This window comes from Luteimicrobium sp. NPDC057192 (genome assembly GCF_042670205.1).
GTDB lineage: Bacteria > Actinomycetota > Actinomycetes > Actinomycetales > Cellulomonadaceae > Luteimicrobium.
On record NZ_JBHUWD010000008.1, the window covers coordinates 23329 to 38463 of the forward strand.

At 74.2% G+C, this 15135-nt stretch carries 13 protein-coding genes; 6 read left to right on the plus strand and 7 right to left on the minus strand.

From position 1 onward, the window contains the following. Positions 1-165: 165 nt before the first annotated feature. A complete protein-coding gene (locus ACFT5B_RS05950; RefSeq protein WP_386797061.1) occupies positions 166-1155 on the minus strand; it encodes an FKBP-type peptidyl-prolyl cis-trans isomerase in 990 nt (329 codons plus the stop codon). 125 nt (positions 1156-1280) lie between these two features. On the opposite strand from ACFT5B_RS05950, the gene ACFT5B_RS05955 reads away from it, so the two are divergent. From ACFT5B_RS05955 to ACFT5B_RS05965, 3 genes are read left to right on the plus strand one after another with little or no spacing between them, the layout of a single operon-like run. Beyond that, positions 1281-1574: a hypothetical protein gene (locus ACFT5B_RS05955; RefSeq protein WP_386797062.1), complete on the plus strand. Its 294-nt coding sequence runs from the start codon at positions 1281-1283 to the stop codon at positions 1572-1574. Between the two features lie 29 nt (positions 1575-1603). Continuing rightward, positions 1604-2341: an alpha/beta hydrolase gene (locus ACFT5B_RS05960; RefSeq protein ID WP_386797063.1), complete on the plus strand. Its 738-nt coding sequence runs from the start codon at positions 1604-1606 to the stop codon at positions 2339-2341. Next, positions 2338-3156 (plus strand): alpha/beta fold hydrolase, encoded by an 819-nt coding sequence (locus ACFT5B_RS05965; RefSeq protein WP_386797064.1) that lies wholly within the window; start codon positions 2338-2340, stop codon positions 3154-3156. Before ACFT5B_RS05960 ends, ACFT5B_RS05965 begins: the two co-directional genes overlap by 4 nt. A gap of 28 nt (positions 3157-3184) precedes the next feature. Here the strand turns inward: ACFT5B_RS05965 and ACFT5B_RS05970 are convergent, their stop codons facing one another. Beyond that, positions 3185-3520 carry a hypothetical protein gene (locus tag ACFT5B_RS05970; protein ID WP_386797065.1) on the minus strand — a complete coding sequence of 112 codons (336 nt, stop codon included), beginning with the start codon at positions 3518-3520 and terminating at the stop codon, positions 3185-3187. A 106-nt stretch (positions 3521-3626) separates the two neighbouring features. Next, positions 3627-5009: a hypothetical protein gene (locus ACFT5B_RS05975; RefSeq protein ID WP_386797066.1), complete on the minus strand. Its 1383-nt coding sequence runs from the start codon at positions 5007-5009 to the stop codon at positions 3627-3629. 314 nt (positions 5010-5323) lie between these two features. On the opposite strand from ACFT5B_RS05975, the gene ACFT5B_RS05980 reads away from it, so the two are divergent. The 3 genes from ACFT5B_RS05980 to ACFT5B_RS05990 are packed head-to-tail and all read left to right on the plus strand — an operon-like array spanning position 5324 to position 8538. Then, on the plus strand, positions 5324-6457 hold the full coding sequence (locus tag ACFT5B_RS05980) for a hypothetical protein (protein ID WP_386797067.1): 1134 nt from the start codon (positions 5324-5326) through the stop codon (positions 6455-6457). Further along, the gene (locus tag ACFT5B_RS05985) at positions 6454-7557 is read left to right on the plus strand and encodes a hypothetical protein (protein WP_386797068.1); all 1104 of its coding nucleotides are present in this window, start codon (positions 6454-6456) and stop codon (positions 7555-7557) included. Before ACFT5B_RS05980 ends, ACFT5B_RS05985 begins: the two co-directional genes overlap by 4 nt. Positions 7558-7599: 42 nt before the next feature. After that, entirely contained in the window at positions 7600-8538 is a 939-nt protein-coding gene (locus ACFT5B_RS05990) for a co-chaperone YbbN (RefSeq protein WP_386797069.1), read from the plus strand. 222 nt (positions 8539-8760) lie between these two features. Here ACFT5B_RS05990 and ACFT5B_RS05995 read toward each other — a convergent pair whose 3' ends face one another. The 4 genes from ACFT5B_RS05995 to ACFT5B_RS06010 all read right to left on the minus strand — a co-directional run bounded on the left by ACFT5B_RS05995 (position 8761) and on the right by ACFT5B_RS06010 (position 15092). Next, entirely contained in the window at positions 8761-9165 is a 405-nt protein-coding gene (locus ACFT5B_RS05995) for a hypothetical protein (protein WP_386797070.1), read from the minus strand. Between the two features lie 226 nt (positions 9166-9391). Next, positions 9392-11629, minus strand: coding sequence for a 1,4-alpha-glucan branching protein GlgB (gene glgB, locus ACFT5B_RS06000; RefSeq protein WP_386797071.1), 2238 nt, complete (start codon positions 11627-11629; stop codon positions 9392-9394). A gap of 68 nt (positions 11630-11697) precedes the next feature. Continuing rightward, positions 11698-12537, minus strand: coding sequence for a LacI family DNA-binding transcriptional regulator (locus ACFT5B_RS06005; RefSeq protein ID WP_386797072.1), 840 nt, complete (start codon positions 12535-12537; stop codon positions 11698-11700). A gap of 20 nt (positions 12538-12557) precedes the next feature. Then, positions 12558-15092 carry a glycoside hydrolase family 2 protein gene (locus tag ACFT5B_RS06010; RefSeq protein WP_386797073.1) on the minus strand — a complete coding sequence of 845 codons (2535 nt, stop codon included), beginning with the start codon at positions 15090-15092 and terminating at the stop codon, positions 12558-12560. Positions 15093-15135 lie beyond the last annotated feature (43 nt).

Below are 15135 nucleotides of genomic sequence, written 5' to 3' on the forward strand. Positions count from 1 at the left end.
GATCGTCAGGGCCAGGGGCGGCTGTGCCGTCTCGTCGCCGGATCTTCCGTCAGTCGTCGCCGCCTGCGCAAGCGTGTCCTCGGCGCCGCCGGGGGAGACCGGTGCCGGAACGACGACGGCGCCGCCCCCGTCCGGGGAGCGGCGCCGTCAGGCGTGGGCCTGGGATCAGGAGGCCGACTGGGCGTCGAGGATGTCGACGACGAAGATCAGCGTCGAGTTCGCCGGGATCGAGCCGGAGGCCTGGTCGCCGTAGCCCAGCGACGGCGGGATCACCAGGAGCACCTGGGAGCCGACGGTCTGGCCGGCGAGGCCCTTGCCCCAGCCCTGGACGACCTGGCTCAGGCTGAACGTCGCGGGGGCGCCCCGCTTCCAGCTCGAGTCGAACGCGGTGCCGTTGGTCAGCCAGCCGGAGTACTGGACGGTCACGCTGTCGGTCGACTTGACCTTGGCGCCCTTGCCCTTGATGAGCGGCTGTACGACGAGGCTCTTGGAGGCCTTGTAGCCCTTGGGGATCGTGATGCTGGGCTCGCCGGTGGTGCCGTTGAGCTTCACGGCCGGGAGGCCCGACTTCGGGGTCACGGCCGTGCCCTCGGCGCGGAGCGGGATCGACTTCGCCGACTCGACGTCGAGGCTGTAGACGTAGGTGACGGCCTTGCCCTCGGAGTCCTGCGACGGGGCCGCGTAGACGATGCGGGTGCCGACCTTCTGGCCCTTGAGGGCCGCGGCGAGCTGCGGGACGATGCTCGACTCGCTGAAGTACATCGACTGCGGGCTGCTCGAGTAGGTGTCGCCCAGCGCGGTGCCGTCGGAGCCCTGGACGGCGACGCTGTCGATCGAGAGCATCTCGCCCTCCTTGATCTCCGTCCCGGTCCCGGCCTTCTCGACGCGGGCGACGGCGCCCGTGACAGTGAAGTTCTTGGGGACGGTGAGCGTCGGCTTCTTGCCGACGTCGCCCTTGACGGTCACCTTCGCGAGGGCGGCGACGTCGGCGGCGCTCGAGGTGGCGGCGGACGTCGACGCGGCGGTGGAGGTGTCCGACGCCTTGGGCGAGTCCTTGTCGTCGCTCGAGCAGCCGGCGAGGGCGAGCGCCCCGGTGAGCGCGACGGCGACGAGTCCGGTCGCGGTCCGGGCGCGGAGCACGGTGCGGTTCTTCACGAGGGATGATCCTTCGGGTCGTGGACGCGGCCGTTGAGGCTGCGAGGCTCGGGCCACCCTAGTGGACCTTTCTGTGAGGCTCCTGGCTCCGAACCGGGCGTCGCCCCGTCTGCCAGAATCGAGAGGTGCCCACGTCCCGCCGCTCCCGCCGCCACCAGACCGAGCACCGCCCCCTCGACCTCGAGCGGGCGCGCGGGGGTGCGCGCGTCGAGCACGGCGCCGACGGCGAGTGGACGGTACGGACCGTCCGGTCCGCTGACAAGAGCTACACGTGCCCGGGCTGTCGCCAGACGATCCCGCCGGGCGTCGAGCACGTCGTCGCGTGGGCGAACGACGGGATGTTCGGCGCCGACGCCGCGCTCGACGCGCGACGGCACTGGCACGCGTCCTGCTGGGAGGCGCGGCTGCGCCGACGTTGAGCGTGCGCCCGTCGGTAGGCTCGGGGGCGATGACCACCGAACCGATCCGCTCCATGACGGTCCTGCCCGCGCGGCGCGAGGACGTCGAGCTGCACACCGCCGACGGCCTGACGCTGGTCGGCGAGCTCGCCCTCCCGGCGACCCGTGAGCCGGCGGCGACCCTCGTGACGCTGCACCCCCTGCCGACGCACGGGGGCTTCATGGACTCCCACGTCTTCCGGAAGGCCGCGTGGCGCCTGCCCGCGCTCGCCGACCTCGCCGTCCTGCGCTTCAACACGCGCGGCACGTCCTCGCCGCGAGGCACGAGCGAGGGGGCGTTCGACGGCGGCGACGCCGAGCGGTTCGACGTGGGCGCGGCCGTCGACTACGTCGAGTTCAACGACCTGCCGCACCCGTGGCTCGTCGGCTGGTCGTTCGGCACGGAGCTCGCGCTCAAGCACGGTGCGGACCCGGCGGTCGAGGGAGCGGTCCTGCTCTCGCCGCCGCTCCACCGCGCGACCGACGCCGACCTCGACGCCTGGGCGGCGTTCGGGCGGCCTCTCGTGGTGCTCGTGCCGGAGCACGACGACTACCTGCGCCCGGACGAGGCCCGCCGCCGGTTCGCGCGCGTCCCGCAGGCGGAGGTGATCCCCGTCGACGGCGGCAAGCACCTGTGGGTGGGGGAGGGCCAGGTGCGACGCGTCCTGGACGAGATCGTCCGGCACGTGAACCCGGCGTGCCCCGTGCCGCTGCCCACCGAGTACGACCCGGACGGAGGAGACCGATGACCGACCAGCACCCCGACCACGGCCCGCTCACGGCGGTGCTCCACGCGAGCGGCGACGAGGCCGCCCCGTTGCCGATCGTCCTGCTCCACGGGTTCCCCGTGGACCACCGGATGTGGGACGAGACCGCCGGCCACCTCGCCGGCCCGGCGCTCGCCGTCGACCTGCCCGGGTTCGGCGAGGCCCCCGACGCGGCGGGCGAGCCGTCCGTCGACGCGTTCGCCGACGCCGTCGCCGCGGCCCTCGACGCGCGGGGCGTGCGCCGTGCGGTCGTGGCGGGGATGTCGATGGGTGGGTACGTCGCACTCGCGCTCGCCGAGCGGCACCCGGCGCTCGTCGCGGGTCTCGCGCTCGTCGACACCAAGACGGTCGCCGACGCTCCGGCCGCGAGGGACAACCGGCTACGGATCGCCGCCGAGGCCGAGGCGAGCGGCACCGTCGACGCGGTGCGCGGCATGAGCGAGACGATGCTCGGGGAGACGTCGAGGCGCACCCGGCCGGACCTCGTCCGGACCGTGGGCGGCTGGATCGGTGAGCAGCGTCCGGCGTCGATCGCCTGGGCGCAGCGGGCGATGGCCGGTCGCCCGGACCGGACCGCCATCCTCGAGGCGTACGAGGGGCCGGTGACGGTCGTCGTCGGGACGGAGGACGAGCTCACGCCCGTCGAGGACTCCGAGCACACCCTCGCGCACACGAGCGCCGCGAGCGACGGGGCGCTCGTCCTCGCGCCCGACGCGGGGCACCTCGCCACGCTGGAGGCGCCGGAGCACGTCGCGGGCGCCCTCGACCGGCTGCGGGCCCGGGCGCTCGAGGGCTGAGGCGCCCGACGCGTGACGGTACCCGCCGTCACGCGTCGCGGGTACCGCCGTCCGGGGCGGCACGGAGCGCACGCTCGAGCGCGACGTCGAGGTCGACCGACTCGCCGTCCCGACCGCCCGCGCCCAGGACGAGCGGAGGGTCGCTCGGCGTCGGGGTGGTGCCCGTGAGGCGGGCCCGGAGGCTCCGGGGTGCGGTCAGCACGTAGAAGCTGCCGTCCTCGCCGACGGCGGCCGTCCGGTCGGTGCGCAGGTACCAGCCGCGCAGCGGGGTCCGGTACGAGCTCCCACCGCCGTACGCGCGTACGCGCAGCGGGACGGGAGCGGGCCCGTGCGCAAGCGCGCGCTCGACGAACTCCGCCAGCATCCGCCGCGCCCGGGCCGACTCCGCGTCCCGGCGTGCGTCGAGACGCGCCGCGAGCTCGTGCGCCGTGCGCGCGCGACGGGCGCGCTCGTCCTCGGCGCCGTCGGCGTCAGGCGTGGGCCTGCTCCTCGGCCTCGTCGGCCACCTCGGCCGCGGCCTCCGGCTCGTCCGTCACAACGGTCGCCGCGGCGCGGGCGCGCTGAGCGCGGGTGCCGGACGACGCCGGGGGCTTGGGGGGCAGCGGCGGGTTGAGCATGGAGAGCTCGGGAGTCTCGACACGCTCGGCGAGCAGGGCCCGCAGCTCGTCGAGGTACGTGGTGATCGACTCGTGCTGACGGCTCAGGTCCTGGAGCTGGCGCGTGGCCGCGAGCCGGTGCTGCTCCGCCTCGAGCGTCGCGTCCGCGACGGTCTGGTCGGCGAACGCGCGGGCGTCGGCGAGGATGCGGTCCGCGTTGCCGCGGGCCGTGGCCAGGAGGTCCTTGGCGTACTCGTCGGACTCCTGGCGGACCTTCTCGGCGTGCTCGAGGGCCGCGGCGACGCGCTCCTCGGCCTCGGCGGCCTGCGACTCGGCGGCCGCGACGAGCGCCGCCGTCTCCTTCTGTGCGCTCGCGTGGCGCTCGGCGGCCTCGCGCTCGACGTCCTCGCGGCGGGCCGCGATGTCCATCTCCGCCTCGGCGAGGGAGACGCGCGCCTTCTCGCGGAGCTCCTCCATCTCGGCCGTGACCGCAGCGGCGGCCTCCTGACCGGCGCGCTTCGCGTCGGCGAGCTGACGCTCGACCTCGACGCGCGTGCGCTCGCGCAGCTCGCTGGTCTCGCGCTCGGCGGCCTCGCGCAGCGCCGTCGTCTCCGCGGCGACCTCGGCGCGCAGGGCTGCGGCCTCGTTCTCCGTCTTGACGCGCAGCTCGGTCGTCTCGCGCTCCGTCACGGCCTTGGCCTGGGCGAGCTCGCGCTCGAGGGTGGTCCGGCGCTCGTGCTCCTCCGTGGCGAGAGCGCTCTGGATGCGCGACGCCTCGCGCTCCGCCGAACCGACGAGCTCCTCCGCGCGCCGCTGCGCGTTCACGAGCGTCGTCTCGGCCTCGCTGCCGGCGGCCGAGCGGATCTCGTCGGACTCGCGTCGCGCGTCCGCCACGAGCTCCGCGACCTCGGTCTCGGCGCGGTTGCGGATCTGGCCGGCCGCGAGGTTCGCGCGGGCCATGATGTCGGACGCCTGCTGGTTCGCCTGCGCGAGGATGTCCGAGGACTGCTCCTCCGCGGTGCGCAGGAGCTGCTCGATCCGCGAGCCCAGGCCCGAGTACGACGGCCGCTCGACCTCGCGGGCCTGGCGCTGCGCGTCGGCGACCTCTGCGCTGAGCTGCTGCACCCGGACGTCGAGGGACTCGACCTGCCCGTGGGCCTCGTCGAGCGACTTCTCGAGGTTGGCGATGCGGTTGTCGACCAGGCCGCGGTCGTAGCCGCGCATGACGATCGGGAACAGGGACTGCTCGTCGGACACGAAGACCTCCACGGATGTGTTCGGCCGCACGGGGAACGTCCCCCCGGTGACCGCGTGCGACGTGGTGCGCCCGCCTGCGCGAACGCGCGGCGATGGTCGCCGTCTGCCGGCGCGGTCTTGATCGTGTGGCCCGAATCGGAAGGATACATGGCGAGCCTGCGCCTGTGGAGGGGGCGTGAACGTGCGCGCCGAAGGGTGTGCGCGCGTTTCCGGGTATCGGGCATGCGGGACGAATCTCCAGGGGCCGCCCCTATCCTGAGGTGTCCCGCCCTGATCCTCGAGCTTCTCGAGACCCCTCGACCGGAAGGAATCGAGTGCCGTACCGCATCATCGGACTCGTCCTCGCCGTCCTCGGCGTGGTGTCCGCGGCGCTCGGCGTCGCCTCCGCGACCGTGTGGCGCGCCGACTCGACCGTCACCGCCACCACCCAGCTCCCGTCCGACGGCCCCACCCTCGTCACGACCGGGCCCGGCGTGCTCGGCCTCGTCGACGACCGCGTGAACATCACGGCCAGCGCGCCCGACGGCGGCGACGTCGTCATCGCGGTCGGCCGCGCCGACGACGTGACCGGCTGGGTCGGCGACGACCCCGCCGCCCGGGTGACCGGGATGAGCGACTGGTCGACCCTCGCCACCCGGACCACCACCGGAGACACCCCGAAGACCGCGCCCGACCCGTCGACGTCCGACATGTGGGTCTCGTCGACGTCCGGCACCGGCAAGGTCACGCTCCCGTGGGCCGCACGCCCGGGCCAGTGGTCCGTGCTCGTCGCGGCGACCGGTGACGACGCCCAGGCGCCCGCGCTCTCGCTCACGTGGGACCGCGAGGTCACGACCCCGTGGCTCTGGCCGCTCGTCGGCATCGGCGTCGTCCTCGTCGTCGTGGGGCTCGTCCTCGTGTCGGTCGGGCGCCGCAGCACCCGCAACCGTCGACAGGAGGCCGTGCTCGCCGTGGCCCGGACGTCGGTCCCCGCACCGCCCGCCGCCCGCGCCGTGGGCGACGAGCCCGCGGTCAGCACGACGACGACGCTCACCCGTCGCGAGCTGCGCGAGCAGGCGCTCCGCGAGGCCCAGAACGCCCCGCGCCGTCGCAGCCGTCAGCGCGGCGCGAAGGAGACCGAGGACGCCGAGGCCTGGGCCGGCCCCGCCGCGCCGTCCGACGAACCGGAGACGTCCACCGTCGCCATCCCGGTCGACGAGACCGCGAAGGGCGCTGCCGACGCCTGGCGCCGCCGGTGGAACGTGCCCGCCCGGATCCCCCCGATCGAGCAGCAGCCCGCGGCGCCCCCGGCCCCGTCCGCCGGCGCGCCCGGCGCCGCCGCGCCCCCTGCTGCGCCCAGCGCCACCGCGCCCGCCGCAGCACCCGCGCCCGAGCAGGGCGGCACCCCGGCGGCACCCGGCTGGGACGACATCTTCGGAGCTGGCCAGGGACGGAGGGCGCGCAAGTGACCGCCGACCTGACCCCCGCACCGACCCAGGAGCCCGTGAACTCGATGCACCCTGACGCAGCGAACCGTCACCCTGCCCCCGCCCACCGCGCACGCCGCCTCGGCCGCCTCGCTCTCCCGACGTCCGTCGCCGTCGCGGTCGGTCTCGTCACGACCGCGTGCTCGACGCCGGTCCCGCAGCCCACGCCCGAGGCCACCGTCACGCAGCCGGCGCTGAGCCTCGACCAGGACACCGCGATCCTCGGCAAGGTCGGCGACGTGCTCGCCGTCGCCGACAAGAAGCGCGACGCGAAGGCGCTCTCGCAGCGCCTCTCGGGGCCCGCGCTCGCGATGCGGACCGCGGAGCTCACGGTCGCCAAGAAGGTCAAGTCCGACGACGACGTGACCGCCCTGCCCACCAAGGTGCAGACGGTCGTCGTGCCGACGTCCACGACGTGGCCGCGCGCCGCGTTCGCGGTCTCGGCGCAGCCGTCGGGCACCGAGCCGCCGCGTCTGATGGCGCTCAAGCAGAGCTCGGCCCGCGACGACTACGCGCTGTGGGGCTGGGCACGCCTGTTCCCCGGGATCACGATGCCGACGTTCGCCGCGCCCGGCACGGGGAGCGCCGCGGTGACGTCGGACGACACGACTCTCGTCGTCACCCCGAAGACGGCGGTCGCGAGCTACGTCGACGTCCTCAACAAGGGCAGCAAGTCCAAGCACGCGAAGAGCTTCGCGAAGGACGCCTTCCGGACGGGCCTCGCGTCGAAGGCTGCAGCCCTCGACAAGAACAAGGACTTCAAGTCCGCCAAGGGCAAGTACAGCGAGACGTTCACGGCGGCCAAGGGCGAACCGGTCGCGATCCGCACCGCTGACGGCGGCGCGCTCGTGATGGCGGACGCGTCGGCGGTCGAGAAGACGTCCGCCGAGTCGAAGGCGAAGATCGCGCCGTCGACCGCAGCGACCAAGGCACTGTTCGGGGACACGAAGCCCACGAACACCCTCGTCGTCAAGTACCGCGACGTCCTCGCGCTGTACGTCCCGCCGTCGGGCGCGTCGGACGCGAAGGTCAAGGTCCTGGGCGTCGAGCACGTCCCGGTGAAGGTCCAGACGCACTCCTGAGCGCGGGCAGCACAGGCCGGCGCGGTCTCTAAGATGGTCGTCATGAGCCAGCCGACCGGACCTTCGTTCGACGTGCGCGGAGCAGTGGACCTGTCCGCGCTCCAGCGGCCCACCGTCCCGCCTCCCGGTGAGCCCGGTGGCGCTCCGGTGGCCGACGGCTACGTCGTCGACATCACCGACGAGACGTTCCAGAGCGTCGTCGAGGACTCGACCCGCTACCCGGTCGTGGTCCTCCTGTGGCTGCCGACCGACGAGGCGAACGCGACGCTCGCCCAGACGCTCGGCACCCTGGCGGCGCAGTACCGGGGCCGGTTCCTCCTCGCCCGCGTCGACGTGCAGGCCTACCCGGCGGTCGCCCAGGCGTTCCAGGTGCAGGGCGTGCCGACCGTGGTCGCGGTGCTGCAGGGGCAGCCGCTCCCGCTGTTCCAGGGCAACGCGTCCGTCGAGCAGATCCAGGGCGTCCTCGACCAGGTCCTCGCCGCCGCCGAGCAGAACGGCGTCACCGGCACGGTGCCCGCGGGCGACGACGCGCAGCCCGACCGCGAGCCGGAGCCCGTCGAGGAGCCGCTGCCCCCGCTGCACCAGGAGGCCTACGACGCGATCGAGCGCGACGACCTCGACGCCGCCGTCGCCGCCTACACCAAGGCGATGAAGCAGGACCCGTCGGACGCCCTCGCGAAGGCTGGCCTCGCGCAGGTCGAGCTGCTGCAGCGCACCCGGGACCTCCAGCTCCAGGCCGCCCGCGACGCGGCCGCGGCCGACCCGGCGGACATCGACGCCGCCCTCGACGTCGCCGACCTCGACCTCTCCGGCGGCAAGGTCGACGACGCGTTCGGGCGCCTCATCGACCTGGTCCGCACGACGTCCGGCGACGACCGTGAGCGCCTGCGCAAGCGCCTCGTCGACTACTTCGAGATCGTGGGGACGCAGGACCCGCGGGTCGCGACCGCCCGCCGGGCGCTGGCGAACGCGCTGTACTGAACGCGAGGCCGCGGGCGGGCTCGGCCATGCGGTGACGGACGCCGTCGGCTCCTCGACCATGCGGATATCCACATTTTAATCCCGGAGACGGTGCATATCCGCATGTTCGGCACACCGCGGGGTGGATGACCCCATGTTCGGCACACGGCGGCGTGGATGACCGCATGGTGTGCGCCTGCCGGGTGCGGACCGGAGCCGCGACACGGCCCCGTGGACGTGGTGTCAGCGCGGCCCGCGCGCGACGGCAGCCTGCACGCGAGCCAGCTCGTGCTCGGGAAAGAGCTCCGTCGGGAATCCGTACAGCATCGTGCCGTGGCGCGGGCGCACCAGGACGGCCCCGTCGGCCCTGCGTATCGACCGGAGCGAGGCATAGGAGTACTCGTTCGCCCCGAGGGGACCCCGCGTCGCGAACGCGTCAGCGCCGAAACCCGACCACAGTTCCGTGCCCGGCGTGAGGGTGCGCCGGAGGAGCCTGGTGAGCCGAATCCTCAGCAGCAACGGCAGCCCGAGGATCACCACGGCCATGTAGGCGATCAGGGCGATGCCCAGGCCGACGTCGACCGCGCACAGGCCGATCGCGACGACGAGCAGCACGGCCCAGAAGACGAGCATCCGACGCGACCGCATGGTTCCTCGCGCGAGTGCCCGGGCCACGCGCGCAGGCGTCCCCGCGTCGGCGACGAACCGATAGGTCAGCGCGAGGGGGCCGGGAGCCGCGGTCGGCGAGGGCGTCGGCGCGGACGAGGGGGGAAGCGCGGACTGCTGAGACATCGACGGCTCCGACGTGGGCGGGTGCGCGCCGAGGTCGGCGCGGCGACACCCTACCGCTCGGGCGGCGCCGGCGGGGCAGCCGTCACTCCTCCGGGACGAGGAACAGCGCGCCCAGCGGAGGCAGGCGGACCGACGCGGAGTGCGTGAACCCGCTCGCGTCGACCTCCTCGGCGGTCACGGACCCCAGGTTCCCCACGCCGGAGCCGCCGTAGGTCTGGGCGTCGGTGTTGAGCGCCTCGCGCCAGACGCCCGGCCGGGGGAGCGGGAGCCGGTAGCCCTCCTGCGGGACGCCCGCGAAGTTGACCGCGACCACGACCTCGCCGCCGCGACGGTCGCGGCGCACGTACGCCACGACGTCGTGCCCGGCGTCGTCGGCGACGAGCCACTGGAACCCGGCGGGGTCGTGGTCGAGCTCCCACAGCGCAGGGGTCGCGCGGTAGAACGCGTTGAGGTCGCGGACGGTCTGCAGGACGCCGGCGTGCCCGGCGTCCCCGAGGGTCGCCCAGTCGAGGCTGCGGGCCTCGGACCACTCGTCCCACTGGGCGATCTCGCACCCCATGAAGAGGAGCTGCTTGCCGGGGTGGGACCACTGGTAGGCCAGGTAGGCACGGACGTTCGCGAGCTTCTGCCACAGGTCGCCGGGCATCTTGCGGACGAGCGAGCCCTTGCCGTGGACGACCTCGTCGTGGCTGATCGGCAGGACGAACTGCTCGGAGTAGGCGTACACGAGCGAGAACGTCAGGAGGTTGTGGTGGTACCGCCGGTTGATCGGCTCCTCCTCCACGTAGCGGAGGGTGTCGTTCATCCAGCCCATGTTCCACTTGAGCCCGAACCCGACGCCGCCCGCGTCCGTGGGCTTGGTGACGCCCGGCCAGGCGGTGGACTCCTCGGCGATCATGACGACGCCGGGGGTCCGCCGGTACGCGGTCGCGTTGGCCTCCTGGAGGAATGCGATGGCCTCGAGGTTCTCGCGCCCGCCGTGGACGTTGGGCCGCCACTGGCCGGGCTGACGCGAGTAGTCGAGGTAGAGCATCGAGGCGACGGCGTCGACACGCAGGCCGTCGACGTGGAACTCCTCGAGCCAGTAGGTGGCGTTCGCGACGAGGAAGTTGCGGACCTCGTTGCGGCCGAAGTTGAAGACGTAGGTGCCCCAGTCGGGCTGCTCGCCGCGCAGCGGGTCGGGGTCCTCGTACAGGGGAGTGCCGTCGAACCGGGCGAGGGCCCACTCGTCGCGCGGGAAGTGCGCGGGCACCCAGTCGAGGATGACGCCGACCCCGGCCTGGTGGAGCCGGTCCACGAGATACCGGAAGTCGTCCGGGTGGCCGAATCGCGAGGTCGGCGCGTAGTAGCCCGTGACCTGGTAGCCCCAGGACCCGCCGAACGGGTGCTCGGCGACGGGCATGAGCTCGACGTGCGTGAAGCCCGTGTCGGTGACGTAGGCGGTGAGCTCGTCGGCGAGCTGCCGGTACGTGAGGCCCTGGCGCCACGAGCCGAGGTGGACCTCGTAGACGCTCATGGGGCCATTGTGGGGGTCGCGTCCGGCGCGGGCCTCGAGCCACGCGGCGTCGCCCCACTCGTACGCCGACTCGACGACGACGCTCGCCGTGGCGGGCGGCACCTGGGCGCCCTTGGCGAGCGGGTCGGCCTTCTGCCGCCACGAGCCGTCCGCGGTGAGCAGCTCGAACTTGTAGAGCGCGCCGGCGGAGAGGCCGGGGACGAACAGCTCCCACACGCCCGACGAGCCGAGGGCGCGCATCGCGTGGCGCCGGCCGTCCCACGCGTTGAAGTCGCCGACGACGCGCACGGCCTGCGCGTTCGGCGCCCAGACGGCGAACGCCGTCCCGTGGATGTCGCCGTGCACGGACGGGTAGCGGTGCGGGTTCGCTCCCAGCACGCGCCAGAGCTCCTCGTGCCGCCCCTCTCCGACGAGGTGGAGGTCGACCTCGCCGAGCGTGGGGAGGAAGCGGTACGGGTCGTCCTCGGTGGTCTCGACGTCTCCGTAGCGGGCCCGGACGCGGTAGTCGGGGGCGTGCCCCTCGACCGTCGGCACGACGGCGACCCACACGCCCGCGCGCTCGTGCCGGGCTGGGTGCTCGGTGGTCTGCGCGTCGGGGCCCGTGACCAGGACGGTCACGTCGTCGGCGAGCGGACGCAGCACGCGGACCGTCGCCCGGTCCCCGGAGCCGTGCGGGTGCGGCCCGAGCACGGCGTGCGGGTCGTGGTGGCGCCCCTCGGCGAGGGCGTCGAGGGCGCCGTCGTCCGCGGGGAGCGGGACGGACTCGGGGACCTCGGGGGAACCTTGCGGTGCGGCGCCGGACATGCCCACACCTTCCCACGCCTCCCCGGCTCTCGAAAGCGGGCGGGCCGGGCCAACCGGACCGCGTCCCGTCACGCGGGCGCGGGTCCCGTGGAGCCGCGCGCGAGGAACCGGTGCTCGACGGCAGCACGGTCGGCGGCGTGGCCGTGCTCGAGGAGCTCGAGCACGACGGCGCCGACCTGGCGGCCCAGCGCGTCGACGTCGAAGCTCATGGCCGACAAGGGCGGGGACGCGAGCCGGCACAGGGCCGAGTCGTCCCACGCGAGGACGGACACGTCGCCGGGCACGTCGAGGCCCCGCTCCTTGGCGACCTGCGCGCCGGCGACGGCCATCACGTCGTTGTCGAAGACGAGGGCGGTCGGCCGCGGCTCGCGCGCGAGGAGCTCCGCGGCGGCCTGGGCACCGGTCTCCTCGGTGTAGTCGGCGACCGCGACCACGGGCTCGACGCCCGCCTCGGCACAGGCCCGCGCGAACGCCTCGTCCCGCTCGAGCGTGTGCACGAGCGCCGAGGGACCGCTGACGCGCGCGATCCGCCGGTGCCCCAGCGCGACGAGCTCGCGGACGGCCTCGCGCATCGCCGACGCGCCGTCCACGGTCACGCGCGCGACCGACAGCGGCACCGAGGCCGGGGCGAGGGCCGCGGCGGGCAGGCCCAGGGACGCGAGGAGGTCGATGCGCGCGTCGTCCTGCACGAGGTTGACGACGACGACGGCCGCGACCGCCTGGTCGGCCGCCCACCGCCGGTACGTGGCCAGCTCGGCTGCGGAGTCCGGCACGACCTGGAGCATGACGGCGCGGTCCACCTCGGCGAGCGCGCCTTCGATGCCGCCCAGCAGCTCCATGTAGAAGGGCTCGATGCCGAAGAGGCGCGGCGTCCTCGCCAGCACGAGGCCGGCCGGGCGGGTGTCCATGGCCCCAGGATAGGAGGCGGTCATCGCACCGGTGCGACGCTCCGGTCGGCGGCGACCACCTCGTTCGCCGTCCGCAGGACCGTCGGTGCCAGCAGCTCCGCGGCGCGGGCGGGGTCCCCGCCCCGGACCCGGAACGTGTGGCGGGCGCCGGCCGGCAGGTCGACGACGCCGTCGTCGACCACCGCGTCGGGGAACACCCGGTCGGCGAGCACGCTCACGCCGCGCGCGAGGCTCGTCGCGGCGACGGGGACCTCGAGGACGTCCCCCACGGCGCGGACGGACGCGACGAGCGGGGACGGGTCGAGGTCGAGCTCGACGTCCTCGACGAACGGGTGCACGACACGCTGGTCGCCGCACGCCAGCACGAGCACCTCGCGCGCGGCGTCGCCGGGGGACGCGAGGTCGGCGCCGAGCGGGACGAGCGCGACGGACCGTGGGGCGACCTCGACGGGGACGGCCGCGGAGGCGAGCGCGGTCCCGGCGAGCATGGTCCGCGAGGCCGCGAGCGTCCCCGACCAGGCGTCGTCGGTGTCGTTGACGAGCGCGGCGACGAGGCGGCCGTCGCGCTCGTGCACGGACACCACCCGGTCCGCGAACGCGTGCCGCAGGGCGTACCAGAGCGGCTTGAGCCGCTCGTCGCCGTCGACGGCCGCCCAGGACGTGACGGGCCAGCAGTCGTTGAGCTGCCAGACGATCGCCCCGGCCGTGCGCGGCCACCACGAGCGGTAGTGGTCGACCGCGTACTGGACGGCGCGCGCCTGGTTGAGCTGGGCGGCCCAGGCCCAGGTGTCGAAGTCGGCGGGGACCCCGAGGTGCGGCGCCATGCCGCTAGAGAGCTTGTCGTTGCCGTGGTCGGCCTTCTGGTGCAGCAGCCAGACGGGGTCGTCCTGGCGCCAGACGCCGTCGGCGGGCCGCACCGCGCGCTGCAGCGTCGCCCACGCGGGCGGCCCTTGGAACCCGAACTCGGAGCAGAACCGCGGGACGTCGGCGCGGTACGCGGTGTAGTCGACCCGGTTCCACACCTCCCACTCGTGGTGCGTGCCGTGGTCGGGGTCGTTCGGGTGACGCTCCCAGGGGGCGGCACCGGGGGAGAACGGGCTCCCGGCCGAGTAGGGCCGGGACGGGTCGAGGTCGTGCACGACGGCGGGGAACAGCTCGGCGTAGTACCCGTAGCCCCAGGTGGCACCGTCGAGCTCGCCCTGCCAGTCCCAGTCCATGAAACCCCACAGGTTCTCGTTGCCGCCGTTCCACAGCACGAGCGAGGGGTGCGGCATGAGCCGGACGACGTTCTCCCGGGCCTCGGCCTCGAGCTCGGAGCGGTGCGGCTCCTCCTCGGGGTAGGCGGCGCACGCGAGGAGGAAGTCCTGCCAGACGAGGACACCGCGCTCGTCGCAGACGTCGTAGAAGTCGTCGGTCTCGTAGATCCCGCCGCCCCACACGCGCAGGAGGTTGAGGTTCGCGCCGAGCGCCTGGTCGACGCGGCGTGCGAGCCGGTCGCGCGTGATCCGGGTGAGCAGGTGGTCGTCGGGGATCCAGTTGGCCCCCTTGACGAACACGGGCCGCCCGTTGACGACGAACGTGAACGGGGTGCCGTGCTCGTCGGGCGTCTGGTCGACGACGACGGAGCGCAGGCCGACCCGGTGCGCCCAGCCGTCGAGCGCACCGTCGTGGGCGTCCGCGAGCCGCACGTCGAGGTCGTGCAGCGTCGGCTCGCCGTACCCGACGGGCCACCACAGGACGGGGTCCGTGACCTCGAGGGTCAGGGTCGCGCTCGTGGCGTGCGGTGCGATCGTCCCGGTCGCCGTGACGGTCCCCGACGGGCCGGCGAGCGTCGCCGCGAGGGCGAGGGGCGCGTCGTCGTCGGCGCCGAGGCCCGAGCGCTCGACGTCGACGTGCACGACGACGGTCGCCCAGCTGTGGTCGTCTCCCAGCGTGACGACGGGGCGCACCTGCGCGAGGCGGGCGGCGCGCCAGCGCTCGACGCGCACGGGCTTCCAGAGCCCCGCGGTCTCGAGGTCGGGCCCCCAGTCCCAGCCGAACGAGCACGCCATCTTGCGGACCATGTTGATCGGGCGCGGGTACGCGGCCGGGCGCGCGCCCACCCGGGCGGCCTCGGCCTCGCCGGCCTCGAGCGCCGACGCCAGGTCCACGACGAGCTCGCGCTCGGTGCCGTCGGCGAGCGCGCGCGCGTCGTACCGGTGGCTGCGGTGCATGTTCGCGGTGCGCCCCAGGACCGTGTCGCCCAGCCGGATCTCCGCGACAGTGTCGACGCCCTCGAACAGCAGGTCGACGCGCTCGTCGTCGGCGGCGGGTGCCAGGGTGAGCGGGGTGCTCAGGCGCCACGCGACGTGACGCATCCAGGCGAGCCGTTCCTCCGCCGCGCCGAGGTAGGGGTCCTCGATCAGGCCTGCGTCGAGCAGGATCGTGTGGGAGGTCCCGGGGACCACCGCGGGGACGCCGTCGCGGAGCGGGGCGGTGAGCGCGTCGGGGACCGGCCCACCGGTGGCGCGCAGGGTCCACGAGGAGAGGTCGGTGCGGGCGAGAGTGTCGATCATCGGTGACCAAGGCTTTCTCGGAGAGCTTCGCAAAAAGGGTCGC